Consider the following 24,128-nt stretch of genomic DNA (forward strand, 5'->3'; position numbering starts at 1 on the left):
CTCATGAATAGATAAGGAAATATTATATGAATGATAGTAACCCTATTCAATACATGCTGGGTGATTTGCATGGGAGATATAGTAAGTTAAAGTCTGACTTGGATAAACTTAAGGTTTTTCAACAGCATATTAATTTACTGCAACAGCGGGCAGATAATGATAGTCAAGCAAGAGAAACACTATCACGTCTGGATGCTGCTTTTCCTGATGGTTTTAAACAAGAAAAAGCCAAGATGATGGATTGTATTTCTCAGATGAATATACAGTTTAAACAATTGGAGACACAGCTTAAAAACATAAATGCTACAGAGAATACGCAATGATGATTTTCCTTAAATATCACTCCGATTGGAGTGTAGGAGTCTGTATATGTCAACGAATACTTATGTCAATATACCCGAATATTTTGCAACACACGCAGCTAAACCATCTGGGAATGATGTAATTAAACACGCTTCACCTGCTGCGGTTAATGATTCTGATGATATTTTTAGTCTAGGCTTGAAAGTCTTATATTCATTTCTTGATGTGCTTTCTAATATTGCTGGCACTAATTTTAAAGCGATGCAGGCGCGCTCAAAATATGCCAGCGATACGCAAGAGATGTCTAACCGTGTTGATGAAGTTATTGCCAAAGCAGCAAAAGGCGATGATAAAACCAAAGAATCTCTACCTGATTCGGTGATTGGTTTTATGCGGAAAAATGGCATTACCGTTGATGGCATGAATATTGATGAGTATTTAAAAAAGAATGGCCCAGAACTGGATAAAGGGCAATTACAGGCAGTGAAAGCTTCATTGGATAATGAAAAGAGCCGGGCCACGGACACAATGAGCCAGGATCAATTGCAGTTACAGAAAATAATGCAAAGTTATAACGTTTGCTCCAATAACATCAGCACATTACAGACCGGTTTAAAAGATTTACTGATAACGATTGCCCGAAGTTTCTGCTAACTCAATCGCGATGGTAAGGATGGTGTGAAATGAGTATTCAACCAAGTGATGAGGTTATTAACTTTATGAGGCGCGGCGGTTCTTTGCGCATGTTAACCAAAATGAACCCACAAGATTTGGCATTGGTATATGAATACACCGTCCAGTTATGCCAAGGAGGGGAATATAACAGCGCCAAGCAGTTATTAAATCTATTAGTGCGACTGGATCATTGGAATTTCTCTTATTGGCTGACTTTGGGGGCGTGTTATCAGCAAACGGCTGATTTCCATCAGGCAATTTATTGCTTTAGTCGTGCGGGACAAATTCAGGTTGATGACCCTCGTCCATCCTGTTTGGCGGCTGAATGTTATATGGCCTGCGGTAATAGGATTTACGCGGGGAAAGCTTTCCGAATGTCATTGAATTGGTGCCATTCTCACACTGAATGGACTCAAGTGAAACAACAAGCCGAGCGCGGCTTAGCAGCTTTACAGTTGGAGGTGTGACATGTCCGATGCGATAGGTGTTAAAGCCACTTTTCTGAATGATTGGGCAATGGTGAATGCGGGTAAAAGCTCGGCTTTATCGCCGGTAAAAATGCCTGATTGGCGTGGTATTGCTGGGCTTCCCCCCTTAATGGATGCCAATACAAACTCAGCCAAAGTGACACGACAAAACGCGCAAGGCGCACTCGATCGCTTGCTAACATCTATACCGCGTTCGGGTTCAAATGAAGTGGGCAATAACCGACTTTCGCTTGACCGACTAGGCAGCGCGGATATGCAACTCATTATGTCGATGGCCGGAAATCTGAATCTTGGGGTTTTCTCTGATTTGTGCCAGTCGATCGGCAAGCAAATGGAGCGTGCCACAGATGTTCAGGCTTTCTTGCGCGATAAACGTGTCTCTGAATATCAAAAACAGATTGATAAAGCGGTTGAACAGGCAGATAAAGCCAAAAAAGCGGGCATTTTCAATGCCGTATTTGATTGGTTTATCGGTGCTGTCGAGGTGGTTTATGGCGCGCTGAAGGTTGTTGAGGGCGTAGTAACCGGCGATCCCGTCGCCATTGCCTCGGGTGTTGCTTATTTTTCTGCGGGCACGGCGGGTTTGGTCAAAGCCGTGGCGGAAACGGCGATGTTATTGGGAGCATCAAAGGAAAAATGTCAGGAAGTTATTGATATTGCAGGTAAAGTCCAACTTGGCTTTGAATGTTTTGCTATGGCCATTGACCTGTTTCAGGCTGCTCGCGCAATCAATGCTGCCCGTGCGGTGACTCAAGGTGCGGGTGATGTGCTGAAAAAGGGCGGTGGCGAAGCATTGACGGATGCTATTAAACGGGGAGCGACTGAAGAAGTTGAGCAGTTAGCTGGGCAGTTTGGTAAGGATGTGAGTCAGCAGGTCAGCCGCAATATCTCAATGAAAGCGATGGAAATAGAAATGGTTGAGGCCAGTGAGATGGCGTCAGCCGCCGCTCAGCAGGCGGTAAAGGCCGAAATGACGCTGGTGCGTAATATCACCAAGTCATTTACCCAGGAAGGAATTGAAAAACTGGTGAGCGGGGTGACGAAAAAACTGGCTCAGGATGCAATAAAAAAAGGGGTCACTCTCACAACAGAAGAATTGAGCCAACAATGTACCAAAGCCATTATGAAAAGATCAATTAAGACAATTTTAAAAGATATTGCCACTTCACCTTTACTGATTATTCAAAAATGCAGTAGTGCGGCAGTACAAATTAATAATGGCCAGTTATCTGTTCAGAATTCCGGGTTACAAAAAGAGATCCAAAAATTAATTCTTAATCAAGATTTTATTCAATTTATGGACGAATGGGTAGAGCGAAATAAACAGCATCAGCTTAAACAACTTAAAGAAACGTCCCAAGATGCACAAGATACATTGACAAAACTCAATGACAATATCCATCAGAATGGCATGTTGCAAGTCAATATTGCGAGTTCATTGATATAGAGAGGTTATTATGAGTACGATAGTCAATCATCAAATAACGTTGCCATCGCAAAATAAAATTGCTACTGAAAAAGATAATGAAGAAATGGGAAATAAATTCATCTCAGACCTGTCCAATTTATTATCAGATCTGTCAAACATCATTTTTAAAATGAATGTTCTTTTTAAAAAAATGCGTGATTTACTGAATGCCTACAGTCAGAAGCAACAAATGTTAGGTTGGAATATTCAAGTAAGTTCAATGCAGAATAAACGGGAAGCGATCGATAAGACAGCAGCGGGAGCCATTGCCAATGGTGTTTGCACTATTCTCTCTGGTGTAGTTAGCGGTGTGGGGGCAGTGGCCAGTTTAAAATTCGGTGATATTGCAACGCATGGTGGCTCGGCGTTAGGGCAACTTGGGGCGGGTAGCGGTAAATTAGTTGAAGGGGATATGGCACAGAATGCTGATTTGCTGCGCATGACCAGTGATCTGCAAAGCACTGGTGCACAATCTTATAATAAAAATATCAGTGAGTTGTTGGATAAGATGAATGAGGCCCGCCAAAATATGAAGGATTTGTGTAATACCGTAAGCAATATGATGGGCCAAATTTCCATGGCTGTGAAGTTATGATATATGAAATATAACCCATACAGTGCTGAACAATACTTAAGTAATAAGGGCTGCACAGTCAAAACAGCTTACTTTGAAAATAGTGCATTTAAAATGGGTCATGAGTTTTTCCATTATGGCTATCGTGTTGTCTACCGGGTTGAGCACAGTGAGTTTATTATTTGTCATCTAGAGGTCATGAATAAGGATGGCCAACCCGGTGAATTTTTAAAATTATTTAATTTATTACATCAATTAGGAATGAGTATTACTGACTTGTCGATAATCAGAATGATTATTGTTAATAATATTGCTAACCCAACCTTGCAGTTAATACGCCACCGTCTTATTAAGCTGCTCATAGCCAAAGGTGCTTTCAATAAAAATATTGATGGTGATGATTGGTTGTTATTTGATGTTAGCTAAGGGATAAGATGAGTGAAGATAGCATCAAGGAATTACAGGCTATTTGCGAAAAAATAAATGCCACACTGACGTGTAACGGCATTATTAACACACAAATGATGAATGATAGTCAGGATATTTCTTCTCAGGAGGTGCATACAAGATATGAACGGGGTTATCAGGCCTGGCTGGCGGATAATTATATTGCTGCAATAGAGGAGTTTTCTTGGCTGACATTACATTGCCCGTTAGAACCGCAATTTCATTTGGCTTTGGCGGGTGCTATGCAAATGCAGCAGGAGTTTAGGTTAGCGCTGAGTGCTTATGCTTGTGCATTGCTTTTAGAGGCACGAGATCCTGAACCGGTCTATCAAATGGCAGTTTGTTTACAGGCGATGGGAAATGGAGCTGATGCCAGAGAAGCATTACAAACTGCCATTGAAATGAGCTATCTTAACTCTGAATACGCCCCGACGGCTGAAAAAGCCAATCAATTATTAAACAGTATTTGAAAAAATCAGTATCTGAAATAAATAGTACCTGAGATAAATAATATCTGAAACAGACAATATAGTTTGTATAAGCCATATTTAAGGTGGATAACTATGACCCTAATAACAGCATCCGAAACAACTCAGTATCCAGATATCACCTCCAATTTTAATCCCATGGAAACAAGTGTCAATCCGGAATCTGATGATAAAAAACCTATTCTTCTTGCTTTAGCTGAATTGGTGGGAAAGCTTAGGAATAATGCTTGTGATGAGACAAACATTAGCGTTAACAAGTTAGGCGACACTCAAGAAATTGAACTGGATGAATTAAAAAGTGCCAGAGTTAAAATAGCTAAAAAACAATTCTTTATCAATGTTATTGAGTCGATTGTTTCTCTTGTTTCATTTTCTGTCGGCGTTGGGATCAGTATTTGTAGCGGTGGTGTAGCAACCCCTGTTGCTGTTATTACGGGTTTAAATCTTATGCTCTCACTGTCTAATTTGGCCTGTGCTTATCATAACTGGAGTTGTGCCAGTCAAAATAAAGAAGAACTGACGATGGGCAGTGATGCAATACAACAGGCTGTTTTTATATTAGCTAAGTATTGTCAGGCTTCACCGATGAATGCTAAAAAAATTGCCCGCTTCACCTCGTATTTTATTAGGGCCGGAATGGTGGTTTCTCTCGGCGTAATAGGTGGACTTATCCATCCGGTTATTAATAATAGTTTATGCCTACTTGCCAAGAGTTATGCCCCGATATTAACCACCATAATGAGTGTGGTCGCGGCGGGGGCTTTAGGAACCGGGATGAATCAGGACAGTGATGCAAAAGACGCTATTATAGAAAAATTAACCACAACTGTAAAAGAGACTGCCGAACAATTAGCCAAATCTGACGAAGAGAATGGTTTTATAGCTGCATTGGAAACACTAATACAATTATATAAATATCATCCAGATACCATTAATGGAACTTAGGGTCTAAGCCGGATAGCCCTGAGCGGTATTATTTGTCACTCTTGTTTAAGAACAATGACACTCGAAGGGATATGATGAAATCAATAAAATTTATTCTATTTCGGCAAGAGGGAATATTACGTATTGAAGGCGTTGGCCATACTGTGCCTGCGGGGAATTTAGTGATTACCGATGAGCAGGCCAGTGTGTCCTCTTTTTCACAAAGTACGTTTATTTCAATATTATGTCATTCCATCGATCTTTTACCGCTATACAAAGAATTAGCCAGTAAGATGGTGCAGCCGAATAAATTCCGCTTACCCCTAAATGTTTGTGAGCGCTATAAGATATTACCTGCTAACAACGACATTATTTGTGCAGCTGAGCAGTTAGTTGATATTGAACGAAGTGCATCGTTACGATTTCTTTATCTTTATTGTTTAGGCCTGGAACCGGTTTATTTTTCCAGATTATTAGAATCAATTGTCGGAACTAATAATGAATTACTGGAGTTCTTTGAGAAAAACCGCCTCAATCCATGGACAGTTGCGCGTTATGCCAATGAATTAGGTATTTCGACACGTAAATTGAATTTCCTATTTTATGAAAAGTTCGGGATGTCTGCGAAGCAATGGCTTTTGGATCAACGGTTGAAAAAAGGGTGCGAGCTGCTGCTATCCACACGATTACGTGTGGCAGATATTGCTCTGGAGTGTGGTTTTAGTAATCACGCTCATTTCTCTGATAGTTTTCGTCGCCGTTTTCAGCAGTGTCCGTCACATATGCGGTCACTCATGGAATAGGAGGATTAATGGATATAAACGCATTAGTGAATGGGCTGGCACAAAGCATCAATAAGATGGGGCAGGATTTTCAAAGCCAAATGGCATCCGGCAATCCCACTGATCCTGAGCATATGCTAAAGATGCAATTCGCTATGCAGCAGTATTCATCTTATATCAATTTCAGCAGTGCGTTGATGAAGGGAATTAAGGATATGACCAGTGGGATTATTGCCAAAATATGATTTTACTTTCAGCTCCTTGTCGCCAGTTAGTGGTGGAGGCCGCATTGGCGGGAGTCAACCACAGCTTGCTGGCAGAGGCTCGCGATATTCTTAACGTATTGCCCCAGTTAATTCCTGAACCTCAAGTGCGTTTAGTTTGTGAGGCAATGTTGTTATTTGGGCTTAATCGCCAAAGTGAAGCATTGGCGTTATTAGCGAGCTCCTCCTCTCAAGAGGCTCAGGGCATGTTGGCTTTACTGCAACAAGGGATTGCTTGTTCTGCCAAAATGTAAACCTGCGCGATAAAACATTTTTATTAAAGCGAGATTATTCGATGGAAATTGATGCTATCAAAGCCGCCGTCAAGTTGAATTCCCCCTCTCAGCCACCTGCCGACGCCGAGCACATCGCCAAGTTTGCTCAGTTAATGCAGCCGACTGAACCGGTTACGCCCATGATGTCTCCAGACCCATTGCTATTCATGCAGTCTGAATGGATGCATGCCACATTAGCCATTGATTTAACGGCTAAAGTTGCCGGTTTGGTCGGGCAAAACATTAATAAATTGGTCAATATGCAATGAAACAGGTGCGGCGCACGGTCGCGCTATTACTGGTCGTGATGTCGCTTTCTGGCTGTGGTATGGAATTGTATAGCGGGCTTTCGGAAGGGGAGGCCAATCAGATGCTGGCGTTATTGATGTTGCACCAAATCAAAGCGGAAAAACAATCTGAGAAGGGCGGCACCGTCGGGCTGAATGTCGATAAAAGTCAGTTTATTAACGCGGTGGAGCTGCTACGCCAGCATGGTTTTCCGCGCCAGCGATTTGCCACCGTGGACCAGTTGTTTCCGTCGAATCAGTTGGTGACTTCGCCGGGGCAAGAGCAGGCCAAAATGGTCTATTTAAAAGAGCAACAATTGGAAAGTATGTTGAGCCATATGGATGGGGTGATTCAAGCTGATGTGACCATTGCCATGCCAGCACCGACAGACGGGAAAAGCAGTGTCCCCCATGCTGCCTCGGTGTTTATCAAATATTCGCCTGAGGTCAATTTACTGAGTTATCAGCCGCAAATTAAGAACCTGATCCGCGATGGCATTCCTGGGATTGATTTTTCACAAATTAGTGTGGTGATGCAGCCCGCTAATTATCGATTCACTGCCCCAGTAACACGGCAACAAAGCCACTCAGAAGCGGCCCTGCAATGGCTATTACGCCATGCCGCGACATTACAAATCGTCTTAGGCACATTGCTGGTGTTGTTAGTCGGGCTGTCGACCGCCTGCTTATTGCGCTATCTGCGCCGATAAATGACCGGAGGAAAGGATGATATTGCCGTTAACACCCGATATTCGTTATTTGCATCAGTTAGCCTGGCGGCCGGCCCAATTTGCTCATCCATTGTGGTTGGCGGCGGCTGGCGTTAACACCGAAAGTTACCGCTATGGCCGCAGCCAATTGCTGGATACCGCGTTGAATGCGGCGCTAAATCGCCTGCGAAACTTTCCTCAACAGGCGCTGCCCGCCGTCTTGAGTCAGCAACAGCAATGTCAAATAGTGGCATCTGAGCGCTTGTCGGCCCGCTGTTTGGCGTTGGGATTGGTTCATTTACAGTGTGATGATTATCTGCGCTTTCGCCGTTACCGGCAGTCACTTTCGCCGCTATTAAGTGAGGGCGATATTCAGCAACTCATGGGGATGGGTTATCGCGGCCAGCTTCCTGCCAGATTAAATCCACAGCAATTACCCGCTGTTGCTTTGCGGTTGGGGCAGAGCCTGGCTCATGATGCCCGCAGTGATGATGTGGTGTGGCGGGCAATGTCTATTTCGTTACCCCCGTTAACACGGGCGTTATCTTTGCCGCGGGCGCTATCCCTTTCGGCTGCTCATTGGTTAACCCGATTAGAGCGTTTGTTGTGAATCCTTTTCAGATTCGGGTGGAAAAATTTGATTTTTCACTGCCTCTTGGCGGCGTTATCCCCGCGGCTCAGTTACAGGAAATGGAACAGCGTCGCGATAGGGTGTCAGATGCTCACATGCAAGCAGCAGACATTGTGCAAAGCGCACAGGCCGAGAGTGCACGGCTACTGTCCCAAGCGCAGCAACAGGTGGATAAACTGCTCGAACACACGCGGAGCCAACTGGAAATTGATGTGTTAGCGCAGCATGTCAGCTGGTTAGTGGCGGCCGAGCAACAGGAATCCTTACTGATAACACAGACTCGGGAGCTTATTTTGGCGGCGATCACATCGGTGGTAACTGCTTGGGCTGGAGAGCAGGAGGCGAGCCAGATTCTCATCCACCGCTTGGGGGCGCAAGTCGAGAGAATGGCCCTTGACGATGCGCAGGTGTTGCATGGGCTGATGCTGCGTGTTCATCCCCAGTATTTTTCTGCCGTGGCCTCGGCTTTAGGGGCGCGCGTGCAGTGCATCGCAGATGAAAAAATGGTGGCAGATCAAGCGCAATTAAGCTCGCCGATGTTACAAATCACACTTTCTCTTCAGCGCCATTTATCGCAACTTCTTCTGTGGCTACAGGAATCACCGAAGCAGGAATTCATCTCATCAGGAGCCGAGCATGATAAATGCCCATAATGTGTCCGAAACCCTTGCGGTTCATGGTTCGTCACTCGATGGCGTTGAGTTTCACGGCGAAATAACACCCGCACACTCGATTATGGCGTTAGCCAGCATGGAATTGTCGGAGGTCAGACAAACGGCATTGGAAGAAACCATGGAAGAAATCGGGCTGAGTTTGGGTTCCCGATTAAAAGATCAAAAATCCGTCGAAGCTGAGGAACGCAGCCAACGCTGCCAAGAGTTACTGGTGAAGTTAATCTCCCAGTTATCCGGTAGCGCTGATTCTCTGCTACCGCAGAATATCCGGCTGGATATGGATATTTCGTTGCTTGCCAGCCAACTGCGCCAAGGGGGGCTATCGGCAGGGCAGCAAATTCTGTTGCTGGCCGCGATGATGGCCTACAGCAAAAATAATCCGTTACGCCGCCGCAGCTTATCGCAATTACTTGAGCCGCTATTGGAAGAGGGCGGTTGGGAAATTGAGTTATTTGGCTTGCTCGAACTGGGCAGTCAGGAAAGCCAAGGGCTGGGTGCTATCAAGCAATTGTTCGCACAAAGTATTGAGCAAAATGGTATTGAGCAAAATGAGTTGTCCGTTGCGCAGTGGTTTACGCGGGTCAGCCGTTGGCCGCAGCGCCAGCAGCGTGTGCGGGTGTTAATGCGCGCGGTGGCGTTTGATTTGGCTTCTCAACCACCCCCTCAGCATGGTGAGCGTCTGGCCGCTACATTGTATCAACTTCGTCGTTTGCTAATGTTTTTAGGGCTGGAAGATCATTGCAATCACATGGGGAGGGCCTGTGGCGTGGCGGGGGATGTGATTCTGCATGAAGTGTTGGCGGTGGTGGGCCAGCCCTGGTTGTTTAGCCGTTGGCTACAGCCCCGGATTGAAGTGATCACCGGTCTGGACACCAAGACACGCAGTAGATTTATTCGCCGATTTTATGAGTTATTCAACCTTATGCCGGTTGATTGTTTCAATGATCAAGAGCAACAACAGCAGATTTTGGCGGCGTTGCTGGAGATATGATTTTATGGTTCAGGCGAATGCCCGATAGTGTGAAAATTGTTGGCTGCTTATTATTTCAATAATGTATATCAATGGGCTTCGGGTAATGGAAATGGATTTAGTCGCGACCCGTAACCTCCAGCTATTCATCCAGATGGCGGAATTACCCTGCTCGACAATCACTTCATGCATGGAATGGCAGATAGGGCCGCAGCGAACTTTCCTTGAGTGGCGCAATGCGCGGCTATTACTGACCACGGGCGTGCAACATCGGCATTATCACCATGAGGACTTATTGCTGCTACAGGAATGTTGGCAGCTCGAGCGTTTTAATGGCGTTCCTCAGCGTATTTACTTATTGAAAATGGGCATGATGGTCAGTTGCTCCCCTCCGGCATCATCGGGAGCCGAGTGTTGGTATCAGCTTTATCAACAACAATGTGCTTTACTCCGCCGCTTGCCTGGAGAATACCGATGAGAGAATCGGCCCTGACACGCGGTCTGATGATGATCACGGCGCGGCAGGATGTTTTCTTAGCGATCATGCTGCTGGTGGCGATCTTTATGATGATCCTGCCACTGCCCACCATCATGGTGGATGTGCTGATTGCGATTAACCTCGCGTTCTCCGTTATCTTGCTGATGATCTCAATTTATCTGCGCGATCCGCTCGAATTCTCGGTTTTCCCGTCGCTGCTACTTATCACCACACTTTATCGGCTGGCACTGACCATCAGCACCACGCGGCTGGTGTTGCTCCAACATGATGCCGGTGAAATTGTCGAGGCATTCGGCCAGTTTGTGGTTGGGGGCAATCTGGCGGTGGGGTTGATCATTTTTACCATCATCACCGTGGTGCAGTTTATCGTGATTACCAAAGGATCGGAGCGCGTCGCCGAAGTGAGCGCCCGCTTTTCACTTGATGCTATGCCGGGCAAGCAAATGAGCATTGACGGTGATATGCGTGCCGGGGTGATCGACTCCGCCGAAGCTGGGCGATTACGCGAGCGGGTGCAAAAAGAAAGCCGCCTGTTTGGTGCCATGGACGGGGCAATGAAGTTTGTTAAAGGGGACGCCATCGCCGGAATTATTGTCATTCTGGTGAATATTATTGGCGGCATCACTATTGGGGTGCTGCAACATAATATGTCGGCGGAACAAGCGATGACCACTTATGCGGTGTTATCCGTCGGAGATGGTTTATGTGCTCAAATCCCGTCATTACTTATTTCTATCACCGCCGGGATTATTGTTACCCGCGTTCCCGGCAAAAATAAACAGAGCCTGGCCAAAGAATTGGCGGTGCAAGTGGGGCGTCAACCCGATGCTTTGTGGCTGGCGGCCGCTATTTTGACGGTTTTTGCTCTATTACCGGGTTTTCCTTTCCTGATTTTTATTACTTTGGCCGCGCTGGTCGCCACCCCCGCATTTTTACTGTATCGAAAAAAGCAGCAGAGTTCGGGGGCCAGTGCCAGCGACGAGAGCAAGATCTCATCGACTAACACCATGGCTCCTGGCGCGGTGCCCCTGATGCTGTATTGCGCGCCCAATTTACATTATCCCCATTTGGGGCGGGATATTGATGGCTTGCGCTGGCGCTGGTTTGAACATCTTGGTGTGCCACTGCCCGAGGTGGTCATTCGCAGTTCTCCGACGTTGGCCGAAAATGAACTGTCAATTCGGGTTTATCAGGAGCAAGTGCTGAAACTGACCTTACCTGTCGATGACTTATTATTGCTCCAGCCCAGTGCGGCGCTGGCGACTCGCAGCCAAACGCTGGGCATGAAAATGGGGACTTTTGAGTGGTTGGCCGCTGAACAGGCGCACCATGCTAGCACTTTGGGGCTCCCTTATGCGCAAGGGTATCAGCGCATTATTCATTGCTTAACTCGGGTACTTGAACGGCATACCGCCGAGTTTATCGGCGTGCAGGAAACCCGTTATTTGATGGATGCCATGGAGGCGCGTTACGGCGAGTTAGTCAAAGAACTACAGCGGCAGATGCCGGTCGGAAAAGTGGCAGAAATACTGCAACGGCTGGTGGAAGAGGATGTTTCGATCCGCGATTTGCGCACTATTTTTGGCGCGCTGGTGGCGTGGGCGCCCAAAGAGAAAGATATCGTTATGCTGACCGAATATGTCCGTATCGCCTTACGCCGCCATGTGTGCGCCCGATTTAGCAAAAACCAAGCTTGGCTGCCGGTGTTGCGGTTGGGCGAAGGGGCTGAAAACCTGATCCGCGAGTCTATCCGTCAGACCTCGGCGGGAACCTATTCTGCACTGGGGGATAAACATTCGCGGCTGATTCTCGCCAAAATAAAAAGCGCATTTGCTGAAAACGCGGATGCCGTGCTACTGACCACCATCGATGTGCGGCGTTTTCTGCGCAAAATTGTTGAGCGGGATATTTTTGCGCTACCGGTGCTTTCCTGGCAGGAGTTGGGCGACGAAATGAATATTAAAGTGGCTGGTACCATCGAACTTATCGGAGATGAGCTTGATGAAGCTGCCTGATATCGCGCGATTAAGCACTCAGTTACAGCAACAATTGCGCTTACCCTCTTGCCCGCCAAGCGGCATGGTGTCTTGCGGGCCGATATTGGATGTCGGCCCAACACTGTTACGCGCCTATTTACCCGGCGTGGCGCTGGGGGAATTATGCCAAATCGACTCACCGGATAGGTTGGCTGAAGTGGTCGCCATTGAGCAGCAAACGGCATTGTTATCCCCGTTTTCCTCTTCTGTTGGCTTGCGATGTGGTCAATGGGTTTCTCCGTTGGGGTATGCGCACCGCGTCAGAGTTGGGGATGATTTGGTTGGGCGAGTATTGGACGGTTTGGGGGAGCCGATGGACGGTGGCCCGCCCCTGAGCGGGCATTGGCGTGAGTTGGACTGCCCGCCGCCAGACCCACTCACTCGCCAGCCAGTCCAGCAAATATTGACCACCGGTATTCGCGCCATTGATGGCGTACTGAGCTGTGGTGAAGGCCAGCGAATGGGGATTTTTGCCGCCGCCGGAGTGGGGAAAAGCAGCTTATTGAGCATGTTATGTGGCGGCTGCTCGGCGGATATTACCGTGTTGGCGCTGATTGGTGAACGCGGTCGAGAAGTGCGGGAATTTCTCGAGCAAGTGCTCACGCCCCAAACTCGTGCCCGCACTGTGGTGGTGGTGGCCACTTCCGATCGCCCAGCGCTGGAGCGGCTAAAAGGTCTTTATACCGCCACCACGGTGGCCGAATATTTCCGTGAGCGCGGGCTAAAAGTGTTGTTAATGGCCGATTCGCTCACCCGCTACGCCAGGGCGGCCCGTGAAATTGGCTTGGCGGCGGGGGAACAGCCGGTGATGGGCAGTTTCCCCGCCAGTGTTTTTGCGGCCCTCCCGCGGTTACTTGAGCGGGCGGGTAATAGCGAGCGCGGCAGTATCACGGCTTTTTACACCGTGCTGGTCGAGGGTGATGACATGAATGAGCCGGTGGCCGATGAGGTGCGTTCGTTGTTGGATGGGCACCTTGTTTTGTCGCGACAACTGGCGGGGGCCGGGCATTATCCGGCCATTGATATTGCCGCCAGTGTCAGCCGTATCATGCCGCAAATTGTCAGTGCGGAGCATCGAGCATTGGCACAAAAATTGCGTCACATGCAAGCCTGCTATCAGGACATCGAATTACTGGTGCGAGTGGGTGAATATCAGAAAGGGCAAGATTTGCAGGCCGATGAGGCGCTACAGCGCTACCCGGCTATTTGTGCTTTCCTGCAACAGGAGAATGCATTATTCGCACGCGAAACCGACACCGCAGGGCTGACTCACACCTTGGCGCAGCTCGCGCAAGCACTGGGTTAAGCAATCCCACCTTAGCGATTTTTCTGCGCTTACTGGTATTGCGCCAACACAAAGAGCGCCGATTGCGCCGCCAATTGATCAGTTTGCAGCAAGAAGAGCAACAGCAAGAACAGCAATTGGCGCACTTCCATCAAACACGCCAAGGGCTATGTCAGCAATTACAAATACTTGCTCAATGGCGCGGTACGCTGAACCCGACAGAAGCGCAGGATCAAAGAGCTTTGCAGCACCAAGCCTATCAGGCGGAGCGGCGGCTGCAAAAATCACTCGGTGAGCTGGCGGCTCGACGGCTGCAACAGCAAGCCGCCATTACCGCACAACTGGCGCTATTACGGACTAATCAGCGCGAGCAGGAAAAATTACGGATGTTAATCAAAAATGAATCGAATCGATGTTGAAGGCGCAATACCACCGCTCAGTGAGGGGCATTTTAGCGGCGAACCGTCGCGAAATTTAGGTCATGAGAGACAAAAGCAGCAATTTGCCCGCTATCTCCCTCTGCGTTCATCTTCTATGCAGGATATGGCCTATGCCATGACGAATTCGGGTCATGAAAATGTAATGCAGACGGACTACCGCATCGTCAGTGGGGCACTGGCTGGTACTCGGGTTCATGTCAGTCTGGCGGCTCATGGTTTGGTTATTGTGCTCAGTCACGGCAACCGGGGTTTGGCCGAGCGCCTACAACGCCTGCAATCTCGCTGGCAACAACAACTACATCAATTGGGCTTCCCTTGCGTATTGGAGGTGACCCATGATGGCGATATTGTCGGCTGAATTACGCCATATCAGTACCGTTATTGGGCGAGGGCGTCATTCCAGCGGTGTTTGCGCCACATTGACGCAGGTCGAGGGCGAGGGTATTTATCTGCCACTTCATTATGCTGGCACGAGGTGCGGTTGCTGGCTATCACAGACTGGTTGGAACCACTGGCTGGCAACTTCGCTGGCTACCGATAATCTCCATTTGCTGGCGACTGAATTGGTCAGTGCCATGGCCACTTGGGCGGTCAGCCCATTGTCTGCCGCGCTGCCCGAATTGGTGATTGACGACCCCGCGCCAGTGGCGATGACACTTTTGCCCCAATGGGCGGTAGCACTGACTTTCGAGCTGGAGGGCCAGTCACTCCGTGGCGTGTTGTTTGACTGGCCTTTGGCGGTGTTAGCTGAAACCTTGTCCGACTGGCACCAAGAGCGGGCCACCGAGCATGACCTCCGCTGGCAGGCGGAGCTAGTGGTGGGGTGGAGCCGGTTATCACTGCATCAATTGCAACAAATCAGGCCGGGGGATGGAGTGCGAATCAATCGTGCCGCTGAATGGGAACAAGGGAATTGTTGGTTATGGCAAAGGGCATCACCGCAGATTTACATCAAACTGGAAGATGAAAATAACATGACTATTCAAAAGATTAATGACGATATTGATTCATTGCTCGCGCTGGATATCGCCGCGCTACCGAAGATTCAACAGGCGGTGCAACTTGAGCAATTACCGCAAACATTGGTCATGGAAATTGGCCGCCTGACATTGCCGCTGAGTGATATCAAACAGTTAGATGTCGGGCAAACATTGACCTGCCAAACCCACCTTTATGGTGAGGTGAATATCCGGCTACAAGGGCAACCCGTCGGCTGTGGCAGTTTGTTGTGTTGTGATGGGCAGCTTGTGGTGCGTATCGATCAGTGGTTTATCCGGCACACTTGACGCCGCAGCGGTGTTAGCGGCGCTCACGCACCCGAATCACTGACCTGGGTCAGCTCATCGGGATTTATTCAGGCCATGACCCGATAGGGGATCGCGGTGAATACATAAATACTAGGGGTATTCTTCTTCACCCAACAGGCCAGTTTTTGTGGAATAGATTATGGAGTTGCTGAATTCGTCCTCTCAACTAATTGTCCTGCTTTTTATCCTGTCATTGCTCCCCTTGCTGATGGTGATGGGGACATCATTTCTTAAGCTATCGATTGTTTTTTCATTGCTGCGTAATGCGCTGGGTGTTCAGCAGGTGCCGCCCAATATTGCCATTTATGGTCTGGCGCTGGTGTTAACCATTTTTATTATGGCCCCGGTCGGGTTGGATGTGCATGCTCGCCTCCAGGATGAGCCGCTACCCAATGATATTGGTGCTTTGCTGCATCATATTGATGAGAGTGCGCTGGGGCCTTACCGCGATTTTTTACAACGGAATACTGATGCTGAACAGGTTAATTTCTTCAATGATATTGTCCAAACTAAGTGGCCGGAACGCTATCGCGACACCATCAAATCCAATTCATTACTGATATTAATGCCCGCTTTTACCCTTAGCCAACTGACCGAGGCATTCAAAATCGGCTTGCTGCTTTACCTGCCCTTTGTGGCGATTGATTTAATTGTCTCCAACATTTTGCTGGCAATGGGGATGATGATGGTTTCGCCCATCACCATCTCACTCCCATTCAAATTATTGATTTTTATATTGATAGATGGCTGGGGGCTGCTGCTAGGGCAGTTGGTGGGGTCTTACTTGTGAATCGCCATCAAAGGAAACAGCAATGAGCACGGCCATTGTGGTTCATCTGGCGACTCAATTGTTATGGATAGTTTTATTACTCTCAATGCCGGTGGTGGTGGTGGCGTCGGTGGTCGGATTGGTGGTGAGCTTGTTACAGGCGCTCACCCAAATACAGGACCAAACATTACAATTTTTGATTAAATTACTGGCTGTATCAGCCACGTTATTGATTACCTATCATTGGATGGGATCGACATTGCTGAATTATACCCAGCAGACCTTTTTGCAGATAACCAGTATGCGGTCTTAATATGCATGATGCTCTACATTGGCTAGGGGCGTTGGGGCTGGCGATGATGCGCCCTTACGGTATGTTGCTGATATTACCTCTGTTTACCGCCCGCAGTTTGGGCAGTAGCTTATTGCGTAATAGTGTGGTTTTCGCCATCGCCCTACCCATTACTCCGCTGTTTTTCTCCACCACATTACTGCATCAGGGTCATCTCACTGGATGGTTCTGGTTGTTATGCATCGAGCTAATGATTGGGGTGATGATTGGTTTTTTCGCCGCATTGCCTTTTTGGGCGATTGATATGGCGGGCTTCCTGATTGACACCTTACGCGGTGCCACTATGTCGACGTTGTTTAACCCCAGCATGGGGATGGAATCCTCCATTTTTGGGGTGTTGTTTACACAAATATTGACTGTCCTATTTCTGATTTCAGGGGGATTTAATCTGGTGCTGTTGGCACTTTATGGCTCCTATGAAATCTTGCCCGCGGGCAGTGGGATTCAGCCCACATCGACCATGCTGGAATTTTTGCAAAGTGAATGGCGGCTGATGTATGAACTCTGTCTAAGCTTTGCCTTACCGGCGATGTTGGTAATGGTTTTAGCGGATTTATCTTTAGGATTAATCAATCGCTCCTCCCAGCAGCTGAATGTATTCTTCCTGGCAATGCCAATCAAAAGTGCATTAGCCCTGCTCCTGTTACTGATTAGTCTGCCTTATGCATTGCATCACTATTTGGTCGGCATTAATCAAACCGAACAGAAAATAAGCACACTTATCCCGCTGATAAAAGGGGATAATAATGAGCGGTGAAAGCAGTGAAAAGAATGAAAAGCCCACAGCTAAACGGCTGAGAGAAGCGCGGGAAAAAGGGCAGGTGATTAAAAGTGTCGAGATAACCTCGGGGTTACAGTTGGTGGTGCTGGTGGCTTATTTTTTGCTGGCGGGTGACAACTTGCTCGATCAAATCGGCACTCTTATTCGCAGTTCAATCAAACAATTACAGCAACCTTTCACTTTTGCACTGGCGCGTATTGGGGCCGAGTGCATGGCGGTGGTTATCCACATTATGGGGATATTGGGCGGGGCACTGATTTTAATGACGATAATGGCCGGTATGGCGCAGGTCGGGCCGTTATTAGCGACTAAGGCGGTGGCGTTTAAAGGCGAACACATCAATCCCATCAATAATGCCAAACAGCTTTTTTCATTGCGTAGCCTGTTTGAGTTGACCAAATCATTACTGAAAGTCGGGGTGTTAACCTTAATTTTCGGCTATTTATTGGCGCGATATGCCAGCTCTTTTGGTTATCTGGCCTATTGTGGCAGTCACTGCGCTATTCCAGTATTTGGCACATTAATGAGTTGGCTATTGGGTGCATTGATTGCTTGCTATGGTGTTTTTTCTCTGCTGGATTATAGCTTTCAGCGCTATAACACACTGAAACAACTGAAAATGTCTCATGAAGAGGTCAAGCGGGAACACAAAGACAGCGATGGGGATCCGCATATTAAGCAAAAACGGCGGCAGTTGCAGCAAGAGGTACAAAGCGGCAGTTTTGCTAAAAATGTTCAGCGCTCCACGGCGGTAGTGCGTAATCCCACCCATTTTGCCGTGTGTCTGTTTTATCACCCGGATGATGCCCCGCTTCCGGTGGTGATTGAAAAAGGCAAAGGCGAACGAGCGGCATTGATCATCAAATTAGCGCAACAGCAGGGAATTCCTATCGTGGAAAATATTGCGCTAGCACGGGCATTGCATCGCGATGTGGCCTGTGGCGATACCATTCCCGAACCTTTATTTGAGCCGGTGGCCGCTATTTTACGCCTGGCTTTAGCGCTGGATTATCAATCCTCGGATGAAGATGATCCACCTTAAGGCGGGGTTACTCCGCCAGTAAGGCTTTAACTTTTCACGTTATAAGCAATCGGCGCTATCAGCTCAATCACCCCGTTGCGCAGCAGCTCGGCGGGGGGAGTGGGTAAGGGCTGGGCGCGGGAAATTAGGGCCATAGCTTCGTGGTCCAATATTTTCGCGCCAGAGCTGGTGAACAACTCCGCAGTTAATACTTTCCCTTGATGATCAACAACAAAGCGCACATGGCTAATCCCTTCCAGGCGGTAGCGCAAGGCTTCCCGTGGATAGCGTTTATAGCGCGAAAGATGGGCCAGCACCTCACTCTGCCACGAGGCTTTTCCACTGATAGCGGCCGAGGAAACGCTGGAAAATGTTGCGGCATTTTTATGACTTTCGCCCGGCAATGGGGCGCTGGTGGTCGGGGCGGCCTTTTCTGCGACCACGGGCAGCGGAGTGTCTGTCCGTGGTTTTGTCGGTTCTATTTTTTTCTTCTGGGTGATTTTTTCTGGCCGGATGGCATGAGTGCCTTTCGGCGAATCCGTTAATTTCGGCAATTCTTCAGGTTGTTTCTCGGGGGGGGCATCATCGGGTGCTGCCATGCTTTGCTGTAGCCCTTGTGGGATGTCGCGCGGTGCAGATTTTGCTTGCTGATACAGCGTCAGTTCAATCATCACCGCCGGAGGCAGCACGCCCTGAGGAGCCATTTTATTTATCCAGCCGAGCATCAAAGCGGCGGCAAGCATGTGCAGCCCTAGCCCGAATAGCAAGCTGATGCTCCAGCGCGTTTTGGGCCGCCCATTGGGTAATCCCATTCTAATATTATGGTTTTTTTCTGCTATCGGCATGACTGTGCCGCTGGCTGCCATTAGGCAGAATAATTTCATTACGGACTCCGTGAGTAATGAGGAATTTAAGTTTAATTATTTGATTAGTATTAGTTTTATCATTTATTTTGGATGAGTTTGACCAGCCAATATATTTTTTTTGCCACAGATAATGAGTGACAGATTATACAAATCAATAGGCATATTGATAGTTATTGTGATTATCATTTGCATTTGATCAGTCTTTTCGCTTATAACCGCCAGCCTTAGAAGAGTGAAACCCTGAGGTATTCACCCTCGCTGGACTGACTGTATTTGCCATTTTTCACCCCTTTTTTACAGCAAAGTGGGCCACTGAATTGATGTACCTGATGCCGCAGGGTTGCCGCGTAACTGCCCGACGCCTGCCTGAGGCTGTACTGTCTAACGGATGCATTCATGGATAAACCGCCATCAAATAAAGTGAGCCTGGCTTACCAGAACACTTATAGTCAGTTGGTCAGTTTCTTTCGCAAAAGGCTGGATAATGCCAGCGACGCGACGGATCTGTCGCACGATGTTTTTACGCTGTGGTTAAAGCGGGCGAAACAGACACCTGTCGAGCATTCGCGGGCATTTCTTTTCAAGATAGCCCACCGAGTGCTGATTGATCACTGGCGGGCGGCGGGCAAGCAGCGCATGGCACTGGCACAAAGCCATGAAGATGACGATGTTGAGCAGGAAGCCCCCGCCGGGGCAGATCCGCAGCATTTGTTGGAGCAGCAGCAACGGCTGAGCCGATTGGAAGAGGCACTCAATAGCCTCAGCCCACGCCGCCGTGAGGCTTTTCTGATGCATCGCTTTGACGGCCTGTCACAAATTGAGGTGGCGGAGAGAATGGGAATTTCTGTCAGTATGGTCGAAAAACATATTGCGGGCGCATTGCTGCATTGTAAGCGCCACGTTGCTGAGCAAGGGAGTGAGCAACATGATGAATGAGAGCCGCTCTCTGAGCGCTGAAATTGATGAACAAGCGGCGTTATGGTTCAGCCGCAGCCAGGCCCGCCGCTTAACCAACCAAGAGCAGCAACAGCTGGACGCGTGGTTGCAAAGCGCCCCCTCCCATGCAGAAGCTTATCGCCAGATGCAGCAGATTTGGGGCGATTGCGCACTGATTCCCCGGCCTGTCAGTGCGCCGCAAGCGCCAAAAACAGCCCGCAGTTGGCGACCATTGCGCAGTTGTGCCGCAGGGTTATTTTTCTTGTTTGCCCTGCTGCTGCCAATGAGCCAATTGCCCTCGTTGCTGACCAATGATATGACTCTGCAAACCACCGATTACAGCCGCGAAATCGTGCTGTCAGATGGTACCCGGGTGCATGTTAATCGCCATTCGCAGATCCGCGTTCATTATGCCAAAGATAATCGCCAGCTCTGGCTGGATCAGGGCGAAATTTACCTGCAAGTGGCCGCCAATAAAGCTCGGCCATTTATTGTTTATGCCGGTGAGAGCCAGGTGAAAGTGGTTGGAACCGCATTTGAGATGCGCTATGACTTAGGCGAGGTCGCGGTGGCGGTCAGGGAGGGGATTGTCGCGATGACCGGCAGGCCGAATATGGCGGCGGTGATGCTGCATGCCGGTGACAGTGCGCGGCTGTTGCCTGAGAAAAAGCGCTTGGAACTTAGCCAACGTGCGGTGGCTGAAATCGGTGAATGGCGCAGCGGGCAATTGTCATTCCGCAACCGCCCGCTAGGGGAATTGCTAACCCAATTACGGCGCTATCGGCAGGGTAAAATTGAACTAACCGATGCCAGTTTGGCGCAGTTGCCGGTATCCGGTTCACTGGATTTAAACCACCCGGATGAGTTTCTCGACTCATTGCCGCTGCTCTTGGCGGTCAATGTGGTGCATGACGAGCAGGGTAACATAATGATTTTTCGTGATTTAAATAAAAAGTAAAAAAAAGTTTATTTTATAGGTGAGGATAATTCTCATTATCACGTCTTCCCTAATGCTGGTGCTTATTGGCATGGCATTGACATTTCTTAGGGAAGAAATAGCGTGATGATAAACAATAAAAAGAAAGTTTCTGGGATGCCGGTTCTCTCTGCTTTGGCGCTGGCAACGCTATTCACTGCGCAGGGGGTTATCGCTGCGGATGCACAGTTCAATCTGGCTTCGCAGCCGTTGGCTAATGCTATCACGCAGGTGGCGCAACAGGGCCAACTGCACGTTATTTTCGATGAATCCGATGTGCGTAATTTGCGTGCGCCAGCCCTCAGTGGCCACTACAGCGCGCCCGCGGCATTGCAACAATTGCTGGCAGGCAGCGGATTAGAGCTGGTTTCTAGCGGTAAGGGCTATGTCATCCGCCCGATGCTGGCGGCAGGCGCTTCCGCGGGCAGCATGGTGTTACCGACCACCTCCGTCATGGGGGAGGCCGGTGGGCGTGTCGCGGTGGATAACTTGATGTCGGCCCCGCAGGTGGTCACTTCCGAAGAGATTCGCCAACGCCCGACCGGCAACGGCAACATCACCGAATTACTGCGCACCAATCCGGCGGTACAATTCTCCAATAGCGGCAACACCAGCATGACGCAGGGCGAAATCAAGCCCGGCGCTATTTCTATCCATGGTTCGTCGAGCTACCAAAATGCCTACAATCTGGACGGTGTCAGTTTTAATAATAATATCGACCCGGCCAGTGATGGCAACGGCGAAACTATTACTCGCGTTGATAGTGGCGACCAGGGCATGTACCTCGACAGCCGCCTGATCGACAGTGTGACGGTGTTTGACAATAATATCCCAGTGGAATTCGGCGGTTTTACCGGTGGCACATTGGATGTCACCAGCCGCCGCTGGCGCGGTGAAGACAGCGCCCATGTTTTCTATCGTGAAACCCGCTCCGCATGGAACAAGGTTTTCACCGATCCGAATATGGATTTCGACAGCTCAAAAAACGACACCAGCCGCCCAGCGCGCTATCAGCCGAAGTATAACAAACAAAGTTATGGTGGCTGGTTTGAAGCTGGTATCACCGACAATATGGGCATGGTATTTTCTGCCTCGCAGCGCCTTTCTGATATTCCGACCTACACCACCGGCGGCAGCGGCCTGCAATTGGGGCCGAATAATGAGCTGGAAGTGGTGTCAGTCACGCCCGGTTATCGCAGTCAAAAGCGGGTGTCTGATAACTATTTTACCAAGCTTTCCTGGGATGCTAACGAGCGCACCAGCGCCCATCTCTCGGCGAATTACTCGGCATACACCAGCACGCTGTTCTCCAGCAGTGTCATTAATTCCGGCTATGACAATGACCACAATGGGCTGAGCACCACACTCCAATTGGAGCACCGTTTTGATATTGCTAACCTGGATTTTACCGCCGGTTATCAGCAGTTAAAAGATGAACGCACCAATGACATGAAAGACTTCTTCACTCTGGAAGACTATTACACTGACTGGCGCAACCCACAGTTTTATAACAATGGCGGGCAAGGGGATTTAACCACCCGTCAGAACAGCGCCAGCGCCAAAGGGGTGCTGCGCTTTAATGAATTCAATGCCTTGGGCCTGCAACATGCACCTAACCTTGGTTTTGAACTCAACAAAACTACCGCTCGCTATATTCGGGATCGCGACTATTACCGCTACAAATTCAGCGCAGCGGCCGATGATATCGCTGACCTGACCGAAGCCAGTTATATCACCCGTTTCCGCGCCGGTAACTATGAAGCCGGTTACACCAATTATGCGCTGTTTTTGGATGACAGCATGCAATATGGCCGCCTGACTGTGCGCCCTGGTGCGCGTTTGGACCGCGATGACTTTGTGCAGAAAACCAATATCGCCCCGCGCCTGAGCAGCAGCCTGGATGTATTTGGTAGCGGCGATACTGTGCTGATTGCCGGTGCCAACCGCTATTATGGCCGCTCGATGCTGACTTACGCCTTGTATGAAGCGCAAAACGCGGGCATGGAACATTGCTATTACTTTTGCTCACTGGACCCGTCCGAGAATGAGTGGGACGGGGTAAAAGACTTTGAAGGCATCGACAGCTTAAAGACGCCGTATAACGACGAGCTGAGTTTTGCTCTCCAGCAGCAAGTGATGCAGAGCACATGGCGCTTACAGTATGTGCATCGTGAAGGTTATGACGAAGTGCGCAGCCGCACCAAATACCGTAATCCAAGTGATGCGAACCAAGCCCGTATTCGTACTTTTGATAATGGCGGCCGTAGCAGTAACGACACAGTTTCACTCTCTGTCAGCAACAGCAAACCTTGGGAATTGGCTTCAACCACCCATGCCTTTACCAGCTCACTGACTTGGCAGCAAAGTAAAAGTAATACCCCGAAAGATCAGGGCTATGCCTTCTTTGACCCGAACACCAAACTGGATTCAGACAAAGTGTGGTACGACGGCAAAGTGATTAATGCTGCTGATTTGCCATCAACCAACTTCAACTCGCCGTGGCGACTCAATCTGGAACTCACCAGCCAGTGGCAAGAATACGACCTTACCTTCTATAACCTGTGGCAATGGCGCAGTGCGCGCAATCAAGCGGTGCGCTATCAGAATGAGTATTACACCGACACCAACACCGGCACTCAAATGCTGAAATATGAGAAAACGCACTTTGCCAGCAACTTTCGCTGGGATACCAAAGTGACCTGGCAGCCCGCATTTGCTTATGGTGCCGGGATCTCGGTTGAGGTGAATAACTTGCTCAACAAACGCAATGTGTCCGACACCTTCGTGTATGGCGATCGCGTGCTGCACTCTTATGAGCCGGGCCGCCAATTCTGGCTGCAAGTGAGCTACGACCTGTAATCACACTTTTATTGAAAATCATCGGGTTGCGGCGGCGGCCCG

General features: G+C 48.8%; 30 protein-coding genes. 29 read left to right on the top strand and 1 reads right to left on the bottom strand.

Going from position 1 to position 24,128, the window contains the following annotated elements:
• Positions 1–26 precede the first annotated feature (26 nt).
• From FTA91_RS08630 to FTA91_RS08755, 26 genes are all read left to right on the top strand, one after another.
• The gene (locus FTA91_RS08630; protein WP_145535555.1) at positions 27–323 is read left to right on the top strand and encodes a chromosome partitioning protein ParA; all 297 of its coding nucleotides are present in this window, start codon (positions 27–29) and stop codon (positions 321–323) included.
• A gap of 46 nt (positions 324–369) precedes the next feature.
• The gene (gene sseB / locus FTA91_RS08635; protein WP_050114915.1) at positions 370–957 is read left to right on the top strand and encodes a type III secretion system translocon protein SseB; all 588 of its coding nucleotides are present in this window, start codon (positions 370–372) and stop codon (positions 955–957) included.
• Between the two features lie 29 nt (positions 958–986).
• Positions 987–1,445 carry a SycD/LcrH family type III secretion system chaperone gene (locus tag FTA91_RS08640; protein ID WP_050114918.1) on the top strand — a complete coding sequence of 153 codons (459 nt, stop codon included), beginning with the start codon at positions 987–989 and terminating at the stop codon, positions 1,443–1,445.
• A 1-nt stretch (position 1,446) separates the two neighbouring features.
• Complete coding sequence (sctE, locus tag FTA91_RS08645; protein WP_145583195.1) at positions 1,447–2,913, top strand: type III secretion system translocon subunit SctE; 1,467 nt, start codon at positions 1,447–1,449, stop codon at positions 2,911–2,913.
• Positions 2,914–2,923: 10 nt separating this feature from the next.
• Entirely contained in the window at positions 2,924–3,529 is a 606-nt protein-coding gene (sseD, locus tag FTA91_RS08650) for a type III secretion system translocon protein SseD (protein ID WP_050114924.1), read from the top strand.
• Between the two features lie 3 nt (positions 3,530–3,532).
• Entirely contained in the window at positions 3,533–3,934 is a 402-nt protein-coding gene (gene sseE / locus FTA91_RS08655) for a type III secretion system effector protein SseE (RefSeq protein WP_050114926.1), read from the top strand.
• Between the two features lie 8 nt (positions 3,935–3,942).
• Positions 3,943–4,425 carry a tetratricopeptide repeat protein gene (locus FTA91_RS08660; protein ID WP_050114928.1) on the top strand — a complete coding sequence of 161 codons (483 nt, stop codon included), beginning with the start codon at positions 3,943–3,945 and terminating at the stop codon, positions 4,423–4,425.
• Between the two features lie 93 nt (positions 4,426–4,518).
• Positions 4,519–5,388, top strand: a complete 870-nt coding sequence (locus tag FTA91_RS08665; protein ID WP_050114930.1) for a hypothetical protein — start codon at positions 4,519–4,521, stop codon at positions 5,386–5,388.
• A gap of 74 nt (positions 5,389–5,462) precedes the next feature.
• Positions 5,463–6,170 (top strand): helix-turn-helix domain-containing protein, encoded by a 708-nt coding sequence (locus FTA91_RS08670; protein WP_050114932.1) that lies wholly within the window; start codon positions 5,463–5,465, stop codon positions 6,168–6,170.
• 8 nt (positions 6,171–6,178) lie between these two features.
• A complete protein-coding gene (gene sctF, locus FTA91_RS08675) occupies positions 6,179–6,394 on the top strand; it encodes a type III secretion system needle filament subunit SctF (protein WP_050114933.1) in 216 nt (71 codons plus the stop codon).
• A complete protein-coding gene (locus FTA91_RS08680) occupies positions 6,391–6,666 on the top strand; it encodes an EscG/YscG/SsaH family type III secretion system needle protein co-chaperone (RefSeq protein ID WP_050114935.1) in 276 nt (91 codons plus the stop codon). Before sctF ends, FTA91_RS08680 begins: the two co-directional genes overlap by 4 nt.
• Positions 6,667–6,707: 41 nt before the next feature.
• Positions 6,708–6,956: a type III secretion system inner rod subunit SctI gene (gene sctI, locus FTA91_RS08685; RefSeq protein WP_050115083.1), complete on the top strand. Its 249-nt coding sequence runs from the start codon at positions 6,708–6,710 to the stop codon at positions 6,954–6,956.
• On the top strand, positions 6,953–7,684 hold the full coding sequence (gene ssaJ, locus FTA91_RS08690) for an EscJ/YscJ/HrcJ family type III secretion inner membrane ring protein SsaJ (protein ID WP_050114937.1): 732 nt from the start codon (positions 6,953–6,955) through the stop codon (positions 7,682–7,684). The genes sctI and ssaJ overlap by 4 nt, the downstream gene beginning before the upstream one ends.
• 16 nt (positions 7,685–7,700) lie before the next feature.
• Positions 7,701–8,294 carry a type III secretion system domain-containing protein gene (locus FTA91_RS08695; protein ID WP_050114939.1) on the top strand — a complete coding sequence of 198 codons (594 nt, stop codon included), beginning with the start codon at positions 7,701–7,703 and terminating at the stop codon, positions 8,292–8,294.
• Positions 8,291–8,968, top strand: a complete 678-nt coding sequence (locus FTA91_RS08700) for an HrpE/YscL family type III secretion apparatus protein (protein ID WP_145535561.1) — start codon at positions 8,291–8,293, stop codon at positions 8,966–8,968. Before FTA91_RS08695 ends, FTA91_RS08700 begins: the two co-directional genes overlap by 4 nt.
• On the top strand, positions 8,952–9,980 hold the full coding sequence (locus tag FTA91_RS08705) for a TyeA family type III secretion system gatekeeper subunit (RefSeq protein ID WP_145583196.1): 1,029 nt from the start codon (positions 8,952–8,954) through the stop codon (positions 9,978–9,980). Before FTA91_RS08700 ends, FTA91_RS08705 begins: the two co-directional genes overlap by 17 nt.
• A gap of 85 nt (positions 9,981–10,065) precedes the next feature.
• A complete protein-coding gene (locus tag FTA91_RS08710) occupies positions 10,066–10,437 on the top strand; it encodes a type III secretion system protein (protein WP_050114945.1) in 372 nt (123 codons plus the stop codon).
• Positions 10,434–12,473: an EscV/YscV/HrcV family type III secretion system export apparatus protein gene (locus FTA91_RS08715; RefSeq protein WP_050114947.1), complete on the top strand. Its 2,040-nt coding sequence runs from the start codon at positions 10,434–10,436 to the stop codon at positions 12,471–12,473. Before FTA91_RS08710 ends, FTA91_RS08715 begins: the two co-directional genes overlap by 4 nt.
• The gene (locus tag FTA91_RS08720; RefSeq protein WP_145583198.1) at positions 12,460–13,800 is read left to right on the top strand and encodes an EscN/YscN/HrcN family type III secretion system ATPase; all 1,341 of its coding nucleotides are present in this window, start codon (positions 12,460–12,462) and stop codon (positions 13,798–13,800) included. Before FTA91_RS08715 ends, FTA91_RS08720 begins: the two co-directional genes overlap by 14 nt.
• A gap of 23 nt (positions 13,801–13,823) precedes the next feature.
• Positions 13,824–14,198 (top strand): hypothetical protein, encoded by a 375-nt coding sequence (locus tag FTA91_RS08725; protein ID WP_050115085.1) that lies wholly within the window; start codon positions 13,824–13,826, stop codon positions 14,196–14,198.
• Entirely contained in the window at positions 14,179–14,577 is a 399-nt protein-coding gene (locus FTA91_RS08730) for a hypothetical protein (RefSeq protein ID WP_050114951.1), read from the top strand. Before FTA91_RS08725 ends, FTA91_RS08730 begins: the two co-directional genes overlap by 20 nt.
• Positions 14,555–15,505 carry a YscQ/HrcQ family type III secretion apparatus protein gene (locus FTA91_RS08735; protein ID WP_050114953.1) on the top strand — a complete coding sequence of 317 codons (951 nt, stop codon included), beginning with the start codon at positions 14,555–14,557 and terminating at the stop codon, positions 15,503–15,505. The genes FTA91_RS08730 and FTA91_RS08735 overlap by 23 nt, the downstream gene beginning before the upstream one ends.
• Before the next feature lie 160 nt (positions 15,506–15,665).
• Positions 15,666–16,316 (top strand): type III secretion system export apparatus subunit SctR, encoded by a 651-nt coding sequence (gene sctR, locus FTA91_RS08740; protein ID WP_050114955.1) that lies wholly within the window; start codon positions 15,666–15,668, stop codon positions 16,314–16,316.
• 22 nt (positions 16,317–16,338) lie between these two features.
• Complete coding sequence (locus FTA91_RS08745; protein ID WP_004391785.1) at positions 16,339–16,608, top strand: EscS/YscS/HrcS family type III secretion system export apparatus protein; 270 nt, start codon at positions 16,339–16,341, stop codon at positions 16,606–16,608.
• Position 16,609: 1 nt separating this feature from the next.
• Positions 16,610–17,404 carry an EscT/YscT/HrcT family type III secretion system export apparatus protein gene (locus tag FTA91_RS08750; RefSeq protein ID WP_050114956.1) on the top strand — a complete coding sequence of 265 codons (795 nt, stop codon included), beginning with the start codon at positions 16,610–16,612 and terminating at the stop codon, positions 17,402–17,404.
• Complete coding sequence (locus FTA91_RS08755; protein ID WP_050114958.1) at positions 17,394–18,470, top strand: EscU/YscU/HrcU family type III secretion system export apparatus switch protein; 1,077 nt, start codon at positions 17,394–17,396, stop codon at positions 18,468–18,470. The genes FTA91_RS08750 and FTA91_RS08755 overlap by 11 nt, the downstream gene beginning before the upstream one ends.
• Positions 18,471–18,496: 26 nt before the next feature.
• Here the strand turns inward: FTA91_RS08755 and FTA91_RS08760 are convergent, their stop codons facing one another.
• Positions 18,497–19,216, bottom strand: coding sequence for a TonB family protein (locus FTA91_RS08760; RefSeq protein ID WP_186377354.1), 720 nt, complete (start codon positions 19,214–19,216; stop codon positions 18,497–18,499).
• 495 nt (positions 19,217–19,711) lie between these two features.
• Here FTA91_RS08760 and FTA91_RS08765 point away from each other — a divergent pair, with 495 nt between their 5' ends.
• The 3 genes from FTA91_RS08765 (at position 19,712) to FTA91_RS08775 (ending at position 24,086) form a co-directional block, all read left to right on the top strand.
• A complete protein-coding gene (locus FTA91_RS08765; RefSeq protein ID WP_050114960.1) occupies positions 19,712–20,251 on the top strand; it encodes an RNA polymerase sigma factor in 540 nt (179 codons plus the stop codon).
• The gene (locus tag FTA91_RS08770; protein ID WP_186366607.1) at positions 20,241–21,209 is read left to right on the top strand and encodes a FecR family protein; all 969 of its coding nucleotides are present in this window, start codon (positions 20,241–20,243) and stop codon (positions 21,207–21,209) included. The genes FTA91_RS08765 and FTA91_RS08770 overlap by 11 nt, the downstream gene beginning before the upstream one ends.
• A gap of 105 nt (positions 21,210–21,314) precedes the next feature.
• Positions 21,315–24,086, top strand: a complete 2,772-nt coding sequence (locus FTA91_RS08775; RefSeq protein WP_174634824.1) for a TonB-dependent receptor — start codon at positions 21,315–21,317, stop codon at positions 24,084–24,086.
• Positions 24,087–24,128 lie beyond the last annotated feature (42 nt).

The sequence above is a fragment of the Yersinia thracica genome, from assembly GCF_902170565.1.
Taxonomy (GTDB): domain Bacteria; phylum Pseudomonadota; class Gammaproteobacteria; order Enterobacterales; family Enterobacteriaceae; genus Yersinia; species Yersinia thracica.